18 protein-coding genes and 1 other RNA gene are annotated in these 17,183 nt (G+C 67.3%); 11 read left to right on the top strand and 8 right to left on the bottom strand.

Features of this window, described 5'->3' with window-relative positions; genetic code table 11:
- The first annotated feature begins 27 nt into the window (after positions 1–27).
- Complete coding sequence (locus BMW90_RS07525) at positions 28–486, top strand: Lrp/AsnC family transcriptional regulator (RefSeq protein ID WP_048533159.1); 459 nt, start codon at positions 28–30, stop codon at positions 484–486.
- Between the two features lie 91 nt (positions 487–577).
- A complete protein-coding gene (gene ppk2 / locus BMW90_RS07520; protein ID WP_074835891.1) occupies positions 578–1,492 on the top strand; it encodes a polyphosphate kinase 2 in 915 nt (304 codons plus the stop codon).
- A 96-nt stretch (positions 1,493–1,588) separates the two neighbouring features.
- Here ppk2 and BMW90_RS07515 read toward each other — a convergent pair whose 3' ends face one another.
- The 3 genes from BMW90_RS07515 to BMW90_RS07505 all read right to left on the bottom strand — a co-directional run bounded on the left by BMW90_RS07515 (position 1,589) and on the right by BMW90_RS07505 (position 6,418).
- Positions 1,589–2,713 carry a M48 family metallopeptidase gene (locus tag BMW90_RS07515; RefSeq protein WP_074835889.1) on the bottom strand — a complete coding sequence of 375 codons (1,125 nt, stop codon included), beginning with the start codon at positions 2,711–2,713 and terminating at the stop codon, positions 1,589–1,591.
- Positions 2,710–4,032 (bottom strand): DUF898 family protein, encoded by a 1,323-nt coding sequence (locus BMW90_RS07510; RefSeq protein ID WP_083415989.1) that lies wholly within the window; start codon positions 4,030–4,032, stop codon positions 2,710–2,712. The genes BMW90_RS07515 and BMW90_RS07510 overlap by 4 nt, the downstream gene beginning before the upstream one ends.
- 79 nt (positions 4,033–4,111) lie before the next feature.
- Complete coding sequence (locus tag BMW90_RS07505) at positions 4,112–6,418, bottom strand: DNA topoisomerase IV subunit A (protein WP_074835887.1); 2,307 nt, start codon at positions 6,416–6,418, stop codon at positions 4,112–4,114.
- Between the two features lie 203 nt (positions 6,419–6,621).
- Between BMW90_RS07505 and BMW90_RS07500 the strand changes: the two genes are divergently transcribed.
- The 5 genes from BMW90_RS07500 (at position 6,622) to BMW90_RS07480 (ending at position 9,996) form a co-directional block, all read left to right on the top strand.
- Entirely contained in the window at positions 6,622–7,191 is a 570-nt protein-coding gene (locus BMW90_RS07500; RefSeq protein ID WP_074835886.1) for an SH3 domain-containing protein, read from the top strand.
- A 309-nt stretch (positions 7,192–7,500) separates the two neighbouring features.
- Positions 7,501–8,241 (top strand): SH3 domain-containing protein, encoded by a 741-nt coding sequence (locus BMW90_RS07495; RefSeq protein WP_074835884.1) that lies wholly within the window; start codon positions 7,501–7,503, stop codon positions 8,239–8,241.
- Positions 8,242–8,320: 79 nt separating this feature from the next.
- Positions 8,321–9,148 carry an SDR family NAD(P)-dependent oxidoreductase gene (locus tag BMW90_RS07490; RefSeq protein ID WP_048533153.1) on the top strand — a complete coding sequence of 276 codons (828 nt, stop codon included), beginning with the start codon at positions 8,321–8,323 and terminating at the stop codon, positions 9,146–9,148.
- 70 nt (positions 9,149–9,218) lie between these two features.
- A complete protein-coding gene (locus BMW90_RS07485) occupies positions 9,219–9,422 on the top strand; it encodes a twin transmembrane helix small protein (RefSeq protein WP_048533994.1) in 204 nt (67 codons plus the stop codon).
- Position 9,423: 1 nt separating this feature from the next.
- Positions 9,424–9,996, top strand: coding sequence for a cob(I)yrinic acid a,c-diamide adenosyltransferase (locus BMW90_RS07480; RefSeq protein ID WP_048533152.1), 573 nt, complete (start codon positions 9,424–9,426; stop codon positions 9,994–9,996).
- 66 nt (positions 9,997–10,062) lie between these two features.
- Here BMW90_RS07480 and BMW90_RS07475 read toward each other — a convergent pair whose 3' ends face one another.
- The 3 genes from BMW90_RS07475 to nudC are packed head-to-tail and all read right to left on the bottom strand — an operon-like array spanning position 10,063 to position 12,422.
- Positions 10,063–10,878, bottom strand: coding sequence for a DUF4198 domain-containing protein (locus tag BMW90_RS07475; RefSeq protein ID WP_074835883.1), 816 nt, complete (start codon positions 10,876–10,878; stop codon positions 10,063–10,065).
- Between the two features lie 58 nt (positions 10,879–10,936).
- Positions 10,937–11,416, bottom strand: coding sequence for an SRPBCC family protein (locus BMW90_RS07470; protein ID WP_074835882.1), 480 nt, complete (start codon positions 11,414–11,416; stop codon positions 10,937–10,939).
- 40 nt (positions 11,417–11,456) lie between these two features.
- Positions 11,457–12,422: an NAD(+) diphosphatase gene (gene nudC / locus BMW90_RS07465; RefSeq protein WP_074835880.1), complete on the bottom strand. Its 966-nt coding sequence runs from the start codon at positions 12,420–12,422 to the stop codon at positions 11,457–11,459.
- A gap of 86 nt (positions 12,423–12,508) precedes the next feature.
- Here nudC and ffs point away from each other — a divergent pair.
- An RNA gene (gene ffs, locus BMW90_RS07460) (signal recognition particle sRNA small type) lies at positions 12,509–12,605 on the top strand.
- Positions 12,606–12,933: 328 nt separating this feature from the next.
- The gene (locus BMW90_RS07455; protein ID WP_074835879.1) at positions 12,934–13,686 is read left to right on the top strand and encodes a helix-turn-helix transcriptional regulator; all 753 of its coding nucleotides are present in this window, start codon (positions 12,934–12,936) and stop codon (positions 13,684–13,686) included.
- 59 nt (positions 13,687–13,745) lie between these two features.
- On the opposite strand, the gene BMW90_RS07450 is transcribed toward BMW90_RS07455, so the two are convergent.
- Together BMW90_RS07450 and BMW90_RS07445 are read right to left on the bottom strand one after the other, a co-directional pair.
- Entirely contained in the window at positions 13,746–14,120 is a 375-nt protein-coding gene (locus BMW90_RS07450; protein ID WP_074835877.1) for a SpoIIAA family protein, read from the bottom strand.
- Between the two features lie 68 nt (positions 14,121–14,188).
- Positions 14,189–14,491 carry an HNH endonuclease family protein gene (locus BMW90_RS07445; RefSeq protein WP_074835876.1) on the bottom strand — a complete coding sequence of 101 codons (303 nt, stop codon included), beginning with the start codon at positions 14,489–14,491 and terminating at the stop codon, positions 14,189–14,191.
- Positions 14,492–14,763: 272 nt separating this feature from the next.
- Between BMW90_RS07445 and BMW90_RS07440 the strand changes: the two genes are divergently transcribed.
- Both BMW90_RS07440 and BMW90_RS07435 read left to right on the top strand, forming a co-directional pair.
- Positions 14,764–15,954 (top strand): TIGR03862 family flavoprotein, encoded by a 1,191-nt coding sequence (locus BMW90_RS07440; RefSeq protein WP_074835874.1) that lies wholly within the window; start codon positions 14,764–14,766, stop codon positions 15,952–15,954.
- A gap of 27 nt (positions 15,955–15,981) precedes the next feature.
- Complete coding sequence (locus BMW90_RS07435) at positions 15,982–17,157, top strand: MFS transporter (RefSeq protein WP_048533144.1); 1,176 nt, start codon at positions 15,982–15,984, stop codon at positions 17,155–17,157.
- Positions 17,158–17,183: the final 26 nt, after the last annotated feature.

Here is a 17,183-nt window from a genome sequence, read left to right as displayed (position 1 = left end):
AGATCTCATCGAAGGATACTTGCCTGAATGCAGTTGGACCCGACGGACCGACGAATCCTGACCGTGCTTCAGAAACACGGCCGCATGTCCAACGCCGACCTGGCCGAGCGGATCAATCTCTCGGCCTCGGCCTGCCACCGCCGGGTGCAGCGGCTCGAGGACGAGGGGATCATCCGCGACTATGTGGCGATGCTCGATCCGCGCAAGCTGGGGCTGCCCTCCACGGTCTTTGTCGAGATCTCGCTTTCGGGGCAGTCCGACGAATTGCTCGAGGGGTTCGAAACCGCGGTGGCGCGGATTCCCAATGTTCTGGAATGCCATCTGATGGCGGGCACGGCGGATTACATCCTCAAGCTGGTGGTCGAGGACACCGACGATTTCGCCCGCATCCATCGGCAATATCTCACCCGCATCCCGGGTGTGGCGCGCATGCAGTCGAGCTTTGCCCTGCGCACCGTGTTCAAGACCACGGCGCTGCCGGTCTGAGACGCCCGCCGGCGCGGCCCCGGCGCGGGCTGACACGAAAGCGTCAAACCCGGCTGATAAAGCCGCCGAAACGACAGACTTGGAGCCCCCCATGACCGAAGATGACGACCGCGCGCTGGACTGGCTTGAAGCGGAGCTTCAGGACACGCTGGACGAGGATATCGAGATCGAGTTCTCGGAGCCGATGCTGAGCCGCGAGATCCGCAAGATCTACCTGCGCGAACACCCCGAGATGCTGGGCCGCGAGGTCTATTTCCGCAACCTGCTGCGGCTCCAGGCCGAGCTGATCAAGGTACAGGACTGGGTGCAGCACACCGGCGCCAAGGTCTGCATCCTGATGGAAGGCCGCGACAGCGCCGGCAAGGGCGGGGTGATCAAGCGGATCACCCAGCGGCTGAACCCGCGGGTCGCCCGGGTGGTGGCGCTGCCGGCGCCGTCGCGGCGCGAGCAGTCGCAATGGTATTTCCAGCGCTATGTGCCGCATCTGCCCGCCGGCGGCGAGATCGTGATGTTCGACCGCTCGTGGTACAACCGCGCCGGGGTGGAGCGGGTGATGGGCTTTGCCAGCGACGACCAGGTCGAGCAGTTCTTTCAGGACGTTCCGGAATTCGAGCGCATGCTGGTGCGCTCGGGGGTGATCCTGCTGAAATACTGGTTCTCGATCACCGACCAGGAACAGCAGTTGCGCTTCCTGATGCGGATCCACGATCCGATGAAGCAATGGAAGCTCTCGCCGATGGACCTCGAGAGCCGCCGCCGCTGGGAGCAATACACCAAGGCCAAGGAAGAGATGTTCGCCCGTACCAACATCCCCGAGGCGCCGTGGTACATCGTCGAGGGCAACGACAAGAAACGCGAGCGGCTGAACTGCATCGAGCACATCCTGTCGAAGATCCCCTACGAGGAGGTGCCGACCGAGAAGGTGACCCTGCCGGAGCGGGTCTACAACCCCGACTACGAGCGCCAGGTGCTGCCGGACGAGCTTTACGTGCCCAAGGTGTATTAGGGCGGCAGCCGGCGCGCCGGTGGGGGCGCTGCCCCCGGCGCCTCCGGCGCCCCCCCCCGAGGGTATTTTCGGCAAGAGGAAAGACAGCGCGGCGGTTCAGTTGCAGATGGTTTGCAGCGCGCGCCATTCCGCATCGCCGAGGACCGGGCGCGCGGCAAAGCCCGGCGGCAGGTCGGTCTCGGCGGCGAGGATGCGCTCGGAGAGCGCGGGATGCGAGGTGAAATGGGCGAGAAAGCCCTCCGCCTCGCCATAGGTACTGCGCAGCCGGTCGAAGAAGCTGCCGAGCGCGGCAGGCGGGATGCCGGTGTCGAGCAGGAGATCGCGGGCGAAGGCATCGGCGGCGGCCTCGGCCTCGCGCGAGTAGCTGGCCTCGATCAGCTGTTCGGCGAGAAGGAGCACCAGCGCGCCGCCGGCAAAATCGCCGAACAGCAGGCCGAGCACGCCGATCGATCCGGCCGAGCGCAGCGCGTGGCGGGTGGGATCGCGGCTGACCACATGGCCCAGCTCATGGGCAAAGACGGCGGCGACCTCTTCGGGGCTTTCCGCCGCTTGCAGCAGCCCGCGAAAGAACACCACGTAGCCGCCGGGCAGGACGAAGGCGTTGATCATCTCGTGGTCGAGCACATGCACCGAGATCTCCTGCCCGGCCGGCAGACCGGGGGCGAGGCGGCTGCGGATCGTCTCGAGCGCGGCCCGGCCCTGCGGGGTTTCGCAGAAGGCGACGGGCTGGCCCATGCCGGTTTCATCCAGCGCGCCGCGGATCTGCTCGAGCGTGGCGGCGCCGAGGGCGCGTTCGCCTTCGGGCGGGATGAAGTTTGCCATCTGGTTGGCCAAGGCGGGCACCAGCACGAAGACGATCAGCGCCACCGAGGCGACCGCCGCCAGGGCCCAGGCGGCGAGCCTGCCGCGGTTGACCAGCGGCGCCGGGCGGCGCACGTCGGGCAGGCGTTCGAGCAGCAGCGCATCGTCGAGGATCAGCCGGGCCACCGGGTCGTCCCGGCGGTGCAGGATCACCAGGTCGCCGCCGCCCTGATCGGGCAGCAGGCGCAGCGCGTCGAGTGGCCAGTGCAGGGGCGGGGCGCCGATACGGGCGATCTTCAGCGCACGGACCGCTTCGTCGACGGTGACCCGGGCGAGATCGCCGATCGCCGTGTCGCCATCGAAATAGAGGCCTGTGGCCTCATAGGCCTCGGGCGCGGCGCCGATGCGGACCACGGTCATATCGAGGCCCCCAGGTCCAGCGCCTCGGCGAAGCCTTCGGCCTCCTGGAACTCGTCCCGCGCGCGTTGCGAGACCCGGGACAGGGCGGCGGAGTTGTGGATCGTCAGCGTGGTGGCGTAGTGGCGCCAGGTGGGCATCGTCACCCAGGCATGGGTGAAAGTGGCCCAGAGCAGGAAGATCGCGAAATAGAGCGCCACGCCCAGCGCCACCAGCAGCGGCCGGGGCAGGGCCGCGAGCAGCGCCCCAAGCTCGCCGAACTCCTGCATCACCTCGGTCTGGGCGAATTGTACCAGCGCCACGCCGAAGCCCAGCAGCCCCAGCGGCAGCGCCAGCACCAGCGCCGTGGCGAGCGTGCCCAGAACGGTGATCATCAGGATGCGAAACGGTCTTGGCCGGGCGGTCAGGGCAAGGCCCATGGCGGATTTGTGGTTGGCCAGCAGGCGGGTGGTCTCGACCCGGTAATAGACATAGCCATAGGCCGCCAGCCCCCAGGCGGCGAGGATCAGCGTATATCCTTCGCCGCGGCCCGCCCCCAGCGCCAGCGCGCTGCCCAATCCGCCCAGCAGCAGCGCCGCAAGGAGCGGCCAGGTGGCGCGGTAGAGCATGGTCCAGCGGCCGCCCTGGGTCAGCCTCGCATTGCCGAAATAGGTCCGGTCGGTGCGGTATTTCTCGAGCCAGAAGGTCATGCGCGGCCAGAGCAGGCCGAGGCTGAGCAGGGTGATCGTCCAATGCATCATCGCCCGCCAGACATAGCCCCAGGCGCCCGGCGCCATGCCGAAGCGCACGCCGCGCCAGCGGGTGCGGGCCAGCACATAGCGCCGCGCGCGGTAGCGGGCATAGAACCACAGCGGGATCACTCCGAGGAAGCTGAGCGCATAGGCCGCGTAATTCTGCTGAAAGAGCGAGAAGCTGACAAACATCAGCGCCAGGTTCACCACCCCGATGTAGAAGGCGAGGATCACCACCGCGATCAGGAAGCCGAGCAGCTTTTCATAGGGGTCGCCTACATATTCCAGCGGCGTGCCGCCGGGGCGGGTGGCCGACCAGTACCAGCGGCGCAGCCGGGTCTTCATCCAGAACCGGTAGAGGCCGAGGGTCAGCACGGTGAGACAGCCGGTCTTGAGCGCCAGCCAGAACACCGCGCGGCGGCGGCCGACGAAATCGATGGCGAGGCTGTCGGGCGGGCTGGGGCTGGCATAGCTGCCGCGCGGCGGCCAGTCTTCGGTATGGCTCGGGGCGTCCTGGGCGGCCGCCGGGGTCGCCAAGGCCGGGCCGCCGGCTCCGGGCGAGGCCTTTTCCCAGGCTGAGGTCTCCGGCATGTCAGGCTCTCCGCGGGCTGTCCTGTTCCAGAGGAGAACGCTGCCGCCCGGTTGTCAACCAACCGCGCGGCAGCGGGTGTCAGGTAAAGGTGTTGTCCCGCGGGAAGCCGCGCGGCGCCATGCGGCCAGTGCCGGCACGTTTGCCCTGCCATTCGGCAAGGTTGCTCTCGGTGCGGGTGCGCCCGGCCGGATCGCGCCAGCTCAGCCCGTCGGCGAGGGTAAAGGTAGTGGCATCCGACATGCCGCCATCCTTGTACTTTTGCAGCCGAACACCCTTGCCCCGGCCCATTTCGGGCAGTTCGTCGAGGCCGAAGACCAGGACCTTGCGGTTTTCGCCCACCACCGCCACGGCATCGCCGGTCACCGGCTTGCAGACCCGGGCGCGGGTGGGCGCACGCACGTTGAGCACCTGCTTGCCGGCGCGGGTCTGGGCCACGACCTCGGCTTCCGGCACGACGAAGCCGTCGCCGGCCGAGGAGGCCACCAGCAACTTGCGCTCGGGGCGGTGAATGAAGAGATCGACGATCTCGGCCTCGTTCGGCAGATCGACCATCAGGCGCAGCGGCTCGCCCATGCCGCGCCCGCCGGGCAGGTTGGCGGCCGAGACGGTGTAGAACCGGCCATTCGAGCCGAAGACCAGCAGGCGGTCGGTGGTTTCCGCGTGAAAGATGAAGCGCGGGCCGTCGCCGTCCTTGAACTTGAGTTCGCGGTTCAGGTCGATATGGCCGGTCATGGCGCGAATCCAGCCCATCTGCGAGCAGACCACGGTGATCGGCTCGCGGTCGATCATCGCCTCGAGCGGCACCTCCTCGATCTGGCCTGCCTCGGCAAAGGCGGTGCGGCGGACGCCGCCGGCGTAATCCTTGCCAAAGGTCTTTTTGGCCGTTTTCAGCTGATCGCTGATCCGGTCCCATTGCAGGCCTTCGTTTTCCAGCAGATCCTCGAGCCCGGCGCGTTCCTCCATCAGCGCGTCGCGCTCGTTCAGGAGCGCCATTTCTTCCAGCCGGCGCAAGGCGCGCAGCCGCATGTTGAGGATCGCCTCGGCTTGCACTTCGGTCAGGCTCTGGGCGTCGGTTTCGGCGGGCGGGACATAGTCGTTTTCATCGGTGGCACGGATGAAATCGCGGCCCCAGTCCTCGCGCATCAGCGCTGCCTTGGGCGCGTCGTCATAGCGGATGATGTCGATCACCCGGTCGAGGTTGAGGAAGGCGATGATCAGGCCTTCGAGCACTTCGAGCCGGTGGTCGATCTTTTCCATCCGGTGCAGCGAGCGGCGTTGCAACACCTCGCGGCGGAAATCGAGGAAGGCGCGCAGCACCTCCTTCATCGAACAGACCTTGGGTGTGACGCCGTCGATCAGCACGTTCATGTTGAGCGAGAACCGCACCTCTAGATCGGAGCTGCGGTAGAGCATGCCCATCAGCACATCGGGATCGACGTTCTTGGATCGCGGTTCCAGCACCATGCGGATGTCATCGGCGCTCTCGTCGCGGATGTCGGCGAGGATCGGCACCTTCTTGGTCTGGATCAGCTCCGCGATCTTCTCGATCAGCTTCGACTTCTGCACCTGAAAGGGGATCTCGGTGATGACGATCTGCCACTGGCCACGGCCCAGATCCTCGATCTCGTGTTTCGCCCGCAGGCGGAATGACCCGCGGCCGGTGCGATAGGCCTCGGCGATGTTCTCTTTCGGCTCGACGATCACCCCGCCGGTGGGGAAATCGGGGCCGGGCACATAGTTCAGCAGGGTCTCGTCGCGGGCGTCCGGGGTACGGATCAGATGCAGGCAGGCGTCGATCAACTCGGGGATGTTGTGCGGCGGGATGTTGGTGGCCATGCCGACCGCGATGCCCGACGAGCCATTGGCCAGCAGGTTGGGGAACTCGGCCGGCAGGACGGCGGGTTCGGTCAGGCGGCCATCGTAATTGTCGCGAAAATCGACGGCGTTCTCATCCAGGCCGTTGAGCAGCGCCTCGGCGACAAAGGTCATCCGCGCTTCGGTGTAGCGCGAGGCGGCCGGATTGTCGCCGTCGATGTTGCCGAAGTTGCCCTGGCCGTCGACCAGCGGATAACGGACGTTGAAATCCTGCGCCAGCCGCGCCATCGCATCATAGATCGCGGCATCGCCATGGGGGTGGAAATCGCCCATGGTGTCGCCCGAGATCTTGGCCGATTTCAGGAACTTGCCATTCGAGGCCAGCCGCAGCCGGTGCATCGCGTAAAGGATGCGCCGGTGCACCGGTTTCAACCCGTCCCGCGCATCGGGCAGGGCCCGGTGCATGATGGTCGAAAGCGCATAGGTCAGGTAGCGTTCGCCCAGCGCCCGGCGCAGGGGTTCTGCCAGATCGGCCTGGCCGATGTTGTTGTCGGAAGTGTCGTCGCTCATGGATATTGTGTAGCCTCAGCAGCGGTGACCGTAAAGCACCTGATGTCTCACAGCGCCTTGTACCTGAAAGGAGATGTAAAGGGGCATCGGGATAGGAGGGGAGCGCCAGGCAGCTTTTCCCTTAGTCCGTGTGTTCGAATCAGCTATCCAGACATCGGAGCAAAGTAAAGTCTGCCAGTACGAGTAAGCGGGGGCGTTTGGGTATGAAATCCTATGTTTGGGTGACGTTCGGGCTGTTGGGGTTGATCTATTACGAGATGTCCGGCGGCGCCGATTTCGTGCCTGGCGACCGGGGCGTCAAGGTTTTTGCCCGGGTCGATCCGGTGATCGTCCGGGAAATGTCCGGCGGAGCCGAGGTGACGCGCCTGGCGCTGGTCGATGCGGCCAGCCTCGGCCCCGATCCGGCCGAGTTCCCCGACAGGACGCAGATCGAGCTTGAAACCGCGGTCCTGACCGCGATCCGCAGCCAGGAACCCTCGACCGAACCGGCCGCGTCCCGGGAAGAGACCCGGGTTGCCGTCGCGCTGGCAGTCGCCGAAGCGGTGACGGATCGGCCGGGTCAGGACGCCGCGCCGAGAGACCTGCGGACGGTCAATGGTTCGCGGGTCAATCTGCGCGACGGTCCGGGCACCGGCTTTGGCGTTCTGGGTACGCTCGCGCGCGGCACCGAGGTCGAAGTGCTGGAAGACTCCGGCGCCGGCTGGGTGCGGTTGCAAGTGGTGCCCGAGGGACAGATCGGCTGGATCGCGGATTTCCTGCTCGACGGAGCCTGATCTCGGTGGCGGTTCGCCGGGCCGCCCCCTCCCTTGTGAGGAATGTGCCATCGCGCGGCCCAGCGGGCCTCGGGGTGTGTCGCGGATCAACAAAAATCCGGGAGCAATGGAACCATCGGACTCCCCGCAGTGTTAACCTCACAACCGGCCGCGACGGCTGAGACGGCACAATCAGGCGGCACCATCTCCGGGAAACCTGCTTCGGTTTTCCCCGCGTTTCGCGGGCCCTGTTGTGCAATCCAGATCTCAGCCCGGGCGCGGGACCTGCCGCATCGGTTGCGGCATCGGATGTGAACGGGAGATCGCGCCATGAAAACCTATGTCTGGTTGACTTTCGCCTTTCTTGGCTGGGGCTATTACGAGGCCTCGGGCGGCGCAGATTTCCAACCGGGAACCGCCAATGCCGACGGCGCCGCCATTGCCGCCGAAGCGTCGCAGGCCGAGACGCCGCGGAAGGTGGCCCGCCGCCAGGCGGCCGATCTCGCCCCGCGCGGAACCGTCCAGCGGCAACTTGAAACCGCGCTGCTGACTGCGCTGCGCGACAAGCACCCCGCCGCGCAACCCCGGACCCTGAGCAACGTGAAGGCCCTGGCCTTTGCCGCAGAGGCGCAAGAGCCCGCACAGGACGACCAAGTCTCCGCCGCGCCGGCCGTCGCCCGAACCGATGCACCGCCGCTGCGCCCCGATGACTTGGGTGAAACGATCGGCGAGTCCGAGATACCCGTGGCCATTGCCTCGAACACCCGGGCGGCCCCCGAGGCCTCGCTCCGCCCGCGCCTGCGTCCGCGCGCGCTGGCCGGAGCGCCGTCGGGCGCGACGCTCACGGTCTCGACCCGCAGCCCGGCCGGGCAATTTGCCAGCGGCCGTATCACCGCCTCGCGGGCCAATCTGCGGATGGGGCCGGGAACCAATTTTCCGGTGCTGTCGGCGATGACCTCGGGGACCGAGGTGCGCATCCTGCGCAGCGGCCAGGACGGCTGGGTCAAGCTGAAGTCGGTCGAGAGTGGCCGGATCGGCTGGATGGCCGGTCATCTCGTCGCCACACGGTGACGCCTGCGGATCTCTGCTTGCGTCTGCCGCCCGCCTCGCTCACATCATGCGCGTGACGTGACCACCGACAGGAGCCCGCATGCGCAAGTCCATCCTGATTACCGGCTGTTCCTCGGGCATCGGCCGCGACGCTGCCCTGGGCCTGCAACGGCGGGGCTGGCGTGTCTTTGCCTCTTGCCGCAAGGAGGCCGATTGCCAGGAGCTGCGCGATCAGGGCTTTGAGAGCCCGCGCATCGATTATGCCGACCCCGACAGTATCCGCTCCGGTCTGGCGCAGGTGCTCGAGGCCACCGGCGGGCGGCTCGATGCGCTGTTCAACAACGGCGCCTATGCGGTGCCCGGCGCGGTCGAGGATCTGCCGCGCGAGGCGCTGGCCGAACTGTTTCAGACCAATGTCTTTGGCGTGCACGACCTGACCCGGCAGGTGATCCCGGTGATGCGGGCGCAGGGCCATGGGCGGATCGTCAATTGCTCGTCGATCCTGGGGTTCATCGTCGCCCCATGGCGCGGCGCCTACAACGCCAGCAAACATGCGCTCGAGGGGCTGACCGACACGCTGCGGATCGAGATGCGCGACACGCCGATCCGGATCATCACGCTCGAACCGGGGCCGGTGACCTCGCGCATCCGGCAAAACTCCGTGCCGCATTTCGAACGCTGGATCGATTGGGAAAACGCGCCCCGCGCCGAGCAGTACCGCACCCGGCTGCGCAAGCGGCTGTATGACGAACGCGGACCGGACCGGTTCGAGCTGCCGGCCTCGGCCGTGACCGAAAAGCTCTGGCGGGCGTTGGAGGATCCGGCGCCGCGAGCGCGCTATTACGTGACCACGCCGACCTATGTCTTCGGCCTGCTCAAGCGGCTTCTGCCGACCGCCTGGCTCGACTGGATCCTCGCCAAGGGGTGAGGCGATACGCCATTTCGCTTTCGCCCGGCGATGGCGTATGTCACAGGCAATCACCAACCGGGAGGCCGTCATGGCGAATGATCCGCTCTTTTACATCATCGGCGTCGCCCTGCTCTGCGTCGTGGCCATTCTGCTCTTTGGCATCGGCAGCTTTGCCAAGGGCGGGGCGTTCAACAAGAAATACGCCAACAAGGCGATGCGCTGGCGGATCATCGCACAGTTTGTTGCGGTGGTGCTGATTCTGCTGTTTGTCTGGATCCGGGGAAAGGGCTGACATGGTTGTACTGAGCAAGATCTACACCCGCACCGGCGACAAGGGCGATACCGCGCTGGGCAATGGCACCCGGGTGGCCAAACATGCGCTGCGGGTCGACGCCTATGGCACCTCGGACGAGCTGAACGCCACTGTCGGGCTGGCGCGGCTGCATGCCGAGGGCGAGGCCGACGCGGCGCTGGCGCGAATCCAGAACGACCTGTTCGATCTGGGCGCCGATCTCTGCAACCCCGAGCCGGAAGACGGCGAGACACCGGAGTATCCGCCGCTGCGGATGGTGGCCGAACAGACCACGCGGCTGGAGGCCGAGATCGACGCGATGAACGCGCGGCTGACGCCGTTGCGGAGCTTCATCCTGCCCGGCGGCTCGGCGCTGGCGGCGCATCTGCATCTCTGTCGCACGGTGGCGCGCCGCGCCGAGCGGCTGGCGGTGGAGCTGGCCGGGGCAGAGCCGATCAACAGCCACGCGGTGACCTATCTCAACCGGCTGTCCGACTGGTTCTTCGTGGCCGGCCGGATCGCCAATGACGATGGCGCCGCCGACGTGCTCTGGGTGCCCGGCGCAAACCGCTAGGCCGGTAATCCCGCGCGCCCCGGGCGTGTCCCGGGGCCCCTGCCTGTCGAGGGGCGGACCTTCTGCCTACTCCGGCACCTTGAAGGTCAGCGAGGCCCAGAGCGATTCCCACACCGGGTCATCCTCGGCCACCGGCTCCAACGGACGGACCACCACCGCATCGGCAAGATAGACCTGCCCCGGGGTCACCGGCAGCAGCGCAACCCCCTCGGCGTCGGTGCGCAGCAGCGTGATCTCGACCTCGCCCTCGGGCGATTTGGCAAAAAGCTCGACCTGCGCATCGGCCCGGGGCGCGCCCTGATAAAGCACCCGGACTGGCAACCCGTCCGAGAGATCGTCGGTATAGGGATTGGCCAGCGCCACGATCTCGGTTTCGAGGCCTGCCTCGCGGTCGGCCCCCGCGCCATCGCCGACCGCGATCAGCGCCTTGCCATACCGCGAATAGCGCTCGCGCACGCCGGTCTCGGACAGGCCGCGCGCCTTGTGTTCCTCAAGCAGCGGCGCCCAGTCCTTGTGGATCAGGAAACTTTCGAACAATTCGTAGTCCTGATAGGTCAGGACGGTGTCGTTGGTCACATGCACGACCACCGCCAACCCGTCGTCCGGCGTCGGCACGCGCAGGGCCGGCCGGTCGCCGGCGCGGCCCCGGATCTGATAGGTCTGGTCGTTCATCAGGATGTCGAACCGCCGGATGCGCGGCGGAAAGTAGGAATAGGCCGGGCCTTCGAATTTTTCTCCGACGCGGATATTGGCCATCAGGAAGCTGTTCGACGGCACCTGCCAGGCCAGCGCATCGATGTAAAACTCATGCGCAGCCGCGAGAAGCGGAAAGGCGCTGAGCCCCAGTCCGAGGCCAAGTGTGGCGGTCAATCGTCGTATCATCGGGAACCCTCCTGCAAGATGCGAACGATAGCGCGCCCGGCGACATCGGCAAGCCGGCTCACGCAGCTTTGCGCGCGCGACCCTCGATGGTCTTGGCGAATTGCGCCACCCGAACCGAAAACTTCCTTGTCATCCGCGCCTTGGCCAGCTTCAGCGACTGCACCAGGAGCCGCGCCGAGAGCGTTCTGGGGGCCAGCCGCGCCTGCACGTTCATCCGGGTGCGATTGGGCGTCAGCGCGGTCAGGTCGATGGTCATCTCGGTCTCCATCCCGCCGGCCTTGCCGGCAAAGGCCAGAGCCTCCGGCGGCAGGATGCGCAGCAGCGCGATATCGGCCTCCATCTCGCGTCCGCGAAACTTGAAACCGGCGGTCCAGCGCTGGCTGGCCTCAGGGTCTGTCCCGACCCCGGCCGGGGCGCCATGCCTGCGAACCTTGACGCCCCGGCGCATCGCCTGGCGTTCCATGGTTTCGAAATCCGAAAGCGCGGCAAAGACCTTGTCGATCGGCGCTTCGATGTCTTCCTGACTGGTGAATTCCATCTGACGGCCCGGCCTGTTTTTGTTGGCCGTCAGTCTTGCGTCAATCCAGCGTATCCGCAAGCCAGTTCCGCAGGAGAAACTGTGCAATTGCACCTTTCCGCGCCGGCAGGAGCACCGGATGATCGCCGGCAAAGGCGGTGGCCATCTCCTCTCGGCTGACCCAGCGCGCATCCTCGAGCTCGACCGGGTCGAGAGTGATGTCGCGCGCCAGCGCCTCGCCCCGGCAGCCAAACATCAGCGAGGCCGGAAAGGGCCAGGGCTGCGAGGCGAGGTAGCTGACCTGGCCCACCGGAATGCCGGCCTCTTCCAGCACCTCGCGGCGCACCGCCGCCTCGAGCGTTTCGCCCGGTTCGACAAAGCCGGCGAGCAGGGAATACATCCCCTCGGGCCACCCGGGAGAGCGGCCGACAAGCACGGAATTGCCATGGGTGATCAGCATGATGACCACCGGATCGGTGCGCGGGAAATGCTGTGCGCCGCAGTCGCGGCAGGCGCGCTGCCAGCCGGCGTTGATGATCTCGGACTTGCTGCCGCAGCGCGAACAGAAGCCATGGCTGTCGTGCCAGCCGAGGATCGCCTTGGCAGTTGCCGCCAGTTCGGCGTCGCGCGGGGTGAGCCGGGTCATGTTCATCCGCAGCTCGGCAAAACCCATGCCGCCGGGCAGGTCGGGGTGGCGTTGCACCGAGGCATCGACGAAGTGCCCCAGCGTCCCGCCGTCGAGATCCACCGGTTCCCACGCCGAGAGGTTGCAGGCAAAGATCGCCGCACCGCCCTCGCGGCCGAGCAGCATCAGGTCGTCGTCGCCCTGCGCCAGCACCGGGTGATCGAGCGGCAGGCGGATCAGCGCGCCGGTTTCCTCGTCCAGCAGCGGCTTGCCGCGCCAGATCAGCACGGCGCGGGCCTGCGGGTCGGCCTGCGCGGCGGCGAGGGCCGCGGCATCGCCGCGAATCTCGGCCGCGCGGTCGAGGGCCGAACCGCCAAAAGTGACCGTTTCCGCGTGTTTCATGCTGGCTCTCCCGTAGGTGTCAGCGTGGGGATGGCATGCGGATGCCCCTCTTGCAAGCGGCGGCGCGGTTGATTACATAGCGGGTCGAGAGGTTGGCGCGGGCAGGCGCCTCGCCAACCCGGTCAGGTCCGGAAGGAAGCAGCCGTAACGAGCCCCGCTTGGGTCGTTGTCCAGCCTCTCACCAGATTTCTTCACAAGGCGTTGAAATTTATCAAATGCCCTGCTCTCAAGGGCTTGGGACCGTTTGCGGTGACGGTCACGATGACAAAACGGATGTGAAGATGGCAGACGCGACAGATAATCTCGATGTGGCTGGAGGCCGGGCGGTAATTGTTTCGTGCCCTTCCAAGGCGCTACGATTCGGTCCCGGGCAGAGAGCGCCATCAACGGTGTCCGGCCCCGGCGAATGGATGCGGGAGCGTCGCGTGGCCCTGCCGTTTTGCCCGGTCTTCCGCTAAGCTTCTGATCAGAGCCATTTCCTCGACGCCCTCATTTGCAGGAGACCGCCACCGTGAAGACGACGCGCATCGGGCAACTGGTGATCGACACCGCCGATGCGCTGGCGCGCGCGCAGGATGCCGACAGCCATTGGTGGGCGACCATGGGCATTGCGCGTCGCCTTGGTGCCGAGGCGGTGAACATCGGGGGTTTCAACACCGCTCCCCGCCAGGTCAATTGGGTGCGAAGCTCGAAGGATCCGCTCTGGCTCGAGCAATACAGCCAAGAAGGCTTCGCCACGGTCGATCCCCTTGTTCGCGGCGCCTTGTCCAGGGATGTCCCTTTGCTTGTCGATATTGCGCGCGAAGAACGGCGTGCGCCGGCTTCGGGAAAGCTTCGCGACTGGCGCGCCGCGAGCCTGAGCTACGGCTACAATTTCCTGATTTCTTACGGTTGCTATTCAGGGGGGCAGGGAGCGGGCATCACGCTGAGCTGCCGTGATGATCCCACCTCGCTGTTCGGGGCCGGAACCCTGCGAGCGTTTTCCGCCGTTTCGGCGATGATGGCGAACACGCTGATCGAGTCGAAGGACGATATCCACGAGGGCTGGGCCTATGGCGCGGAATGTGAGCGGTTGTCGCCATCGGAACGCGACGTTCTGGCGTTTATCGCCAACGGGCTGACCGGACATATGATCGCGGATCTGTTGAACGTCACCGAATTCGAGATCTGGCGGCGCATTCGCAATGCCTGCCTCAAGATGCAGGCGAAGACCGTGGAACAAGCGCTGGCCAAGGCGATTTCGAGCGGTCTGGTGGAGCCCTGACGCGACAGGGCCCCAGACGCAATCGCGGCGTGCGGGGCAAGACAACCCCGCCTGCCGCCTCAATCCTCCGGGTTTTCGCCGTCGAGCCAGGCCCGCGCCGCATCCAGCCCGTCGCGCGGGAACACCCGCATCCGGGTGGGCAGAAGCGCGCCCACCGACCGGGCAATCGGGCTCAGCCAGCCGATGTCGGTGACCACCGCGATATGGCTGATATGCGGCAGCGCCTTGATGTCAAACCGGAGGCCGGGCAGCAGAAGGCCCGGGTCGAAGCCCGAGAAATGATCGACCACCTCGATCATCTGCACCGTGCCATGGGCGTCGATGAAGGCTTCCATCGGACCGGCAATGCTGTCGTAGTCCGCCTTGGTGATCTGGCCGCTGACGGTGAATTCGACGCGCTTTTTCTCGGGGAACTCGGTGTAGGTGATGGCCATCGTGCGTGCTCCCTTGGTTGGATGCCGGCGGTCTTCAGGCCGGCGTGGCGGAGGCGCCCTCGTCCGGCTCAGCGTTTGCGTCGCCCGCCGGCGCTGCGGGCATGAAAGTCCGGCGGGCGTTTTGCCACCCAGCGGATGAATTTCGCCAGCCGGGGATGGGCGCGCAGGGCCTCGGCCGTGTTGAAGTCGCGCGCCAGTTCGGTCTCGGTCAGCGTGGCGTGTATCTCGTTGTGGCAGATCTGGTGCAGCAGCACCGTGGGCCCACGCTTGCCGCCCTTGAGCCTGGGGATCAGGTGATGCAGCGATTGTTTCGCCGCCGGCTGGATCGGGCGGTGGCAGAGCGGGCAGATCGGGTCGGGCGCGTCGGTCATCCTGGGCCAACCCTAGCCGGAGACGGGCCGGAAATCAGCCCCGACGGCCGGGGCGCAGCAAATCCCCGGCCCGGGGCACCTTGCCAGCCGCGCCACATCGCGGCATCACGGGGCGCGGGTCATCGCGACATGAGGACAGCAATGAACTTCGATCTCGCCGGTGGGCCAACAATTGCACAGCGGGCCCGGGCCATCGCCGCGCACCGGCGCCCGGGTGCAATGCCGCGGCCCGGTGGCCGGGTCGGGACGGGCGATCGCGCCTTTGCGGTGACATGAAGGTCGCGGCGCTGGTCATTGGCGCTGGCCCGGCCGGGCTGATGGCGGCCGAGGTGCTGGGGCAGGCGGGGCATGCGGTTCTGCTGGCCGAGGCCAAGCCCTCGCCGGCGCGCAAGTTTCTCATGGCGGGGAAATCCGGGCTGAACCTGACAAAATCCGAAGACTTCGACAGATTTCTCGCCGCCTTCGGGCCCCACGCCGACCATCTGCGCCCGATGCTGGAGGCCTGTGGCCCGGACGAGGTGCGGCGCTGGGCCGAGGCGCTAGGCCAGCCGCTGTTCACCGGCCCGACCGGCCGGGTCTTTCCGCAGACGATGAAGGCCTCGCCGCTGCTGCGCGCCTGGCTGACCCGGCTCGACGGATATGGTGTCACCCGCCGCACCCGCTGGCGCTGGCAGGGCTGGGCGGACGGGGCGGCGGTCTTTGCCACCCCCGAGGGGGTGCAGCGTGTCACGGCCGGGGTCACCGTGCTGGCGCTGGGCGGGGCGAGCTGGGCGCGGCTCGGCTCGGATGGCGCCTGGGCCGAGGCCCTGCGCGCCGCGGGCGTGCCGCTGGCGCCGTTCCGGCCGGCCAACATGGGCGTTCGCGTCGAGTGGTCGGCGCATATGGCAGCGCGGTTCGGCATGCCGGTCAAGGGCGTCGCCTGGCAGGCAGGCCCGGCCCGCAGCCGCGGCGAAGCGGTGATCTCGGACCGCGGGCTCGAGGGCGGCGGCATCTACGCGATCTCGGCCGCGGTCCGCGACGGCGCGCCCCTGAGCGTCGATCTCGCGCCGGACACGGATGCGGAGACATTGGCCCGCCGGCTCGCCAAGCCGCGCGGCAAGATGACGGCGGCGAATTTCCGGCGCAAGCAGGCCCGGCTCGATCCGGTGAAACAGGCGCTGCTGATGGAATTCGGCCAGCCGCTGCCCGAGGATCCCGGCCAGCTTGCCCGGCGCATCAAGGACTTGCCGATCCGCCACGCCGGGCCACGGCCGATGGACGAGGCAATCTCCACCGCCGGCGGCATCGGCTTCGAGGCGCTGACCCCGGGGCTCGAGCTGATCGCGCGCCCCGGCACATTCGTTGCCGGCGAAATGCTCGACTGGGAGGCCCCGACCGGCGGCTATCTGCTGACCGCCTGTCTGGCCACCGGCGCCTGGGCCGGGCGGCAGGCCGCGGCTTGTCTTGGCGCCGGCCCTGTGTAATCCAGACCGGGTTTCCAGGGAGGTCACATGAACGCCGGTCTGATCCTGCTGACGCTGAGCTATGTGTTCAGCCAGTTCTTTCGCTCGTTCCTTGCCGTGCTGGCCGAGGTGCTCGAACGCGACATCGGCGCCCGTCCCGATGACCTCGCCACTGCCTCGGGCGTCTGGTTCCTGGTCTTTGCGCTGATGCAGATCCCGGTCGGCGCGGCGCTGGATCGGATCGGGCCGCGCCGCACCGCCGCGGTGCTCTTTGCCATCGGCGGCGCCGGCGGGGCGGCGGGGTTTGCCCTGGCGCAGAGCCCGGTGCATGTGACCCTGGCCATGGGGCTGATCGGGCTGGGCTGTTCGCCGGTGCTGATGGCCTCCTATTACATCTTCGCGCGCACCTGCCGGCCGGCGATCTTTGCCTCCCTGGCGGCCACGGTGCTGGGCATCGGCACTCTGGGCAACCTCGCCGGCACCCTGCCACTCACCCTGCTGGTCGAGGCCATCGGCTGGCGCGAGACGCTCTGGGCGCTGGCGGCGGCCTCGGCGGCGATCGCGTTTGGCCTGTTCTTCCTGGTGCGCGACCCGCCCGGCGCCGAAACCACCCTCCGCGGCTCCGTGCTCGACCTGCTGCGCCTGCCGGCGCTCTGGCTGGTCATTCCGATGATGTTCGTCAACTACGCCGCCTCGGGCGGGCTGCGGGCGCTCTGGATCGGGCCGTACCTGCGCGACGTGCACGGGCTGACGCCGGGCGCCATCGGCCTGGCGACGCTGGCGATGGGGGTGGCGATGATCGCCGGCACCTTTGCCTACGGGCCGCTCGACCGCTGGTTCGGCTCGCGCAAATGGGTGGTCCTGCCGGGCAATGCCCTGGTGGTGATGGGCTGCACCGCGCTCTGGCTCTGGCCGGCCCCAGGCGTGGTCACCGTTCTCGCGCTGTTCTGCATCGTGGGGTTCTTCGGCATGACCTTTCCGCTGATCCTCGCCCATGGCCGCAGCTATGCGCCGGATCACCTGATCGGGCGCGGCGTGACGCTGATGAACCTTTTCGGCATTGCCGGCGTCGGCATCTTTCAGGTCGTCACCGGTCGCGTGCAGGAGGGGGCCGCCGCCCAGGGCCCGATCGAGGCCAGCTATGCGCCGGTCTTTGCCATCTTTGCGCTCGTCACCCTGGCCGGGATGATCCCCTACCTGTTCAGCCGCGACCGGCTCGACTGATCCCGCAGCTTCTTCTCTTGTGAAAT

Origin of the sequence: Marinovum algicola (assembly GCF_900109145.1) — a bacterium.
Taxonomy (GTDB): Bacteria; Pseudomonadota; Alphaproteobacteria; order Rhodobacterales; family Rhodobacteraceae; genus Marinovum; species Marinovum algicola.
The sequence above is the reverse complement of the archived record's forward strand: the minus strand, read 5'-3'. Positions and strand labels throughout refer to the sequence as shown.

What these genes read in the sequence shown, in the direction of transcription:
- BMW90_RS07445 (WP_074835876.1), bottom strand. Translation starts at nt 14,491, where the DNA reads ATGACCGACGCGCCCGACCCGATCTGCCCGCTCTGCCACCGCCCGATC.
- BMW90_RS07495 (WP_074835884.1), top strand. Translation starts at nt 7,501, where the DNA reads ATGAAAACCTATGTCTGGTTGACTTTCGCCTTTCTTGGCTGGGGCTAT.
- BMW90_RS07450 (WP_074835877.1), bottom strand. Translation starts at nt 14,120, where the DNA reads ATGGCCATCACCTACACCGAGTTCCCCGAGAAAAAGCGCGTCGAATTC.
- BMW90_RS07500 (WP_074835886.1), top strand. Translation starts at nt 6,622, where the DNA reads ATGAAATCCTATGTTTGGGTGACGTTCGGGCTGTTGGGGTTGATCTAT.
- BMW90_RS07515 (WP_074835889.1), bottom strand. Translation starts at nt 2,713, where the DNA reads ATGACCGTGGTCCGCATCGGCGCCGCGCCCGAGGCCTATGAGGCCACA.
- BMW90_RS07505 (WP_074835887.1), bottom strand. Translation starts at nt 6,418, where the DNA reads ATGAGCGACGACACTTCCGACAACAACATCGGCCAGGCCGATCTGGCA.
- BMW90_RS07510 (WP_083415989.1), bottom strand. Translation starts at nt 4,032, where the DNA reads ATGCCGGAGACCTCAGCCTGGGAAAAGGCCTCGCCCGGAGCCGGCGGC.
- BMW90_RS07525 (WP_048533159.1), top strand. Translation starts at nt 28, where the DNA reads ATGCAGTTGGACCCGACGGACCGACGAATCCTGACCGTGCTTCAGAAA.
- BMW90_RS07475 (WP_074835883.1), bottom strand. Translation starts at nt 10,878, where the DNA reads ATGATACGACGATTGACCGCCACACTTGGCCTCGGACTGGGGCTCAGC.
- ppk2 (WP_074835891.1), top strand. Translation starts at nt 578, where the DNA reads ATGACCGAAGATGACGACCGCGCGCTGGACTGGCTTGAAGCGGAGCTT.
- BMW90_RS07470 (WP_074835882.1), bottom strand. Translation starts at nt 11,416, where the DNA reads ATGGAATTCACCAGTCAGGAAGACATCGAAGCGCCGATCGACAAGGTC.
- BMW90_RS07480 (WP_048533152.1), top strand. Translation starts at nt 9,424, where the DNA reads ATGGTTGTACTGAGCAAGATCTACACCCGCACCGGCGACAAGGGCGAT.
- BMW90_RS07490 (WP_048533153.1), top strand. Translation starts at nt 8,321, where the DNA reads ATGCGCAAGTCCATCCTGATTACCGGCTGTTCCTCGGGCATCGGCCGC.
- nudC (WP_074835880.1), bottom strand. Translation starts at nt 12,422, where the DNA reads ATGAAACACGCGGAAACGGTCACTTTTGGCGGTTCGGCCCTCGACCGC.
- BMW90_RS07435 (WP_048533144.1), top strand. Translation starts at nt 15,982, where the DNA reads ATGAACGCCGGTCTGATCCTGCTGACGCTGAGCTATGTGTTCAGCCAG.
- BMW90_RS07485 (WP_048533994.1), top strand. Translation starts at nt 9,219, where the DNA reads ATGGCGAATGATCCGCTCTTTTACATCATCGGCGTCGCCCTGCTCTGC.
- BMW90_RS07440 (WP_074835874.1), top strand. Translation starts at nt 14,764, where the DNA reads ATGAAGGTCGCGGCGCTGGTCATTGGCGCTGGCCCGGCCGGGCTGATG.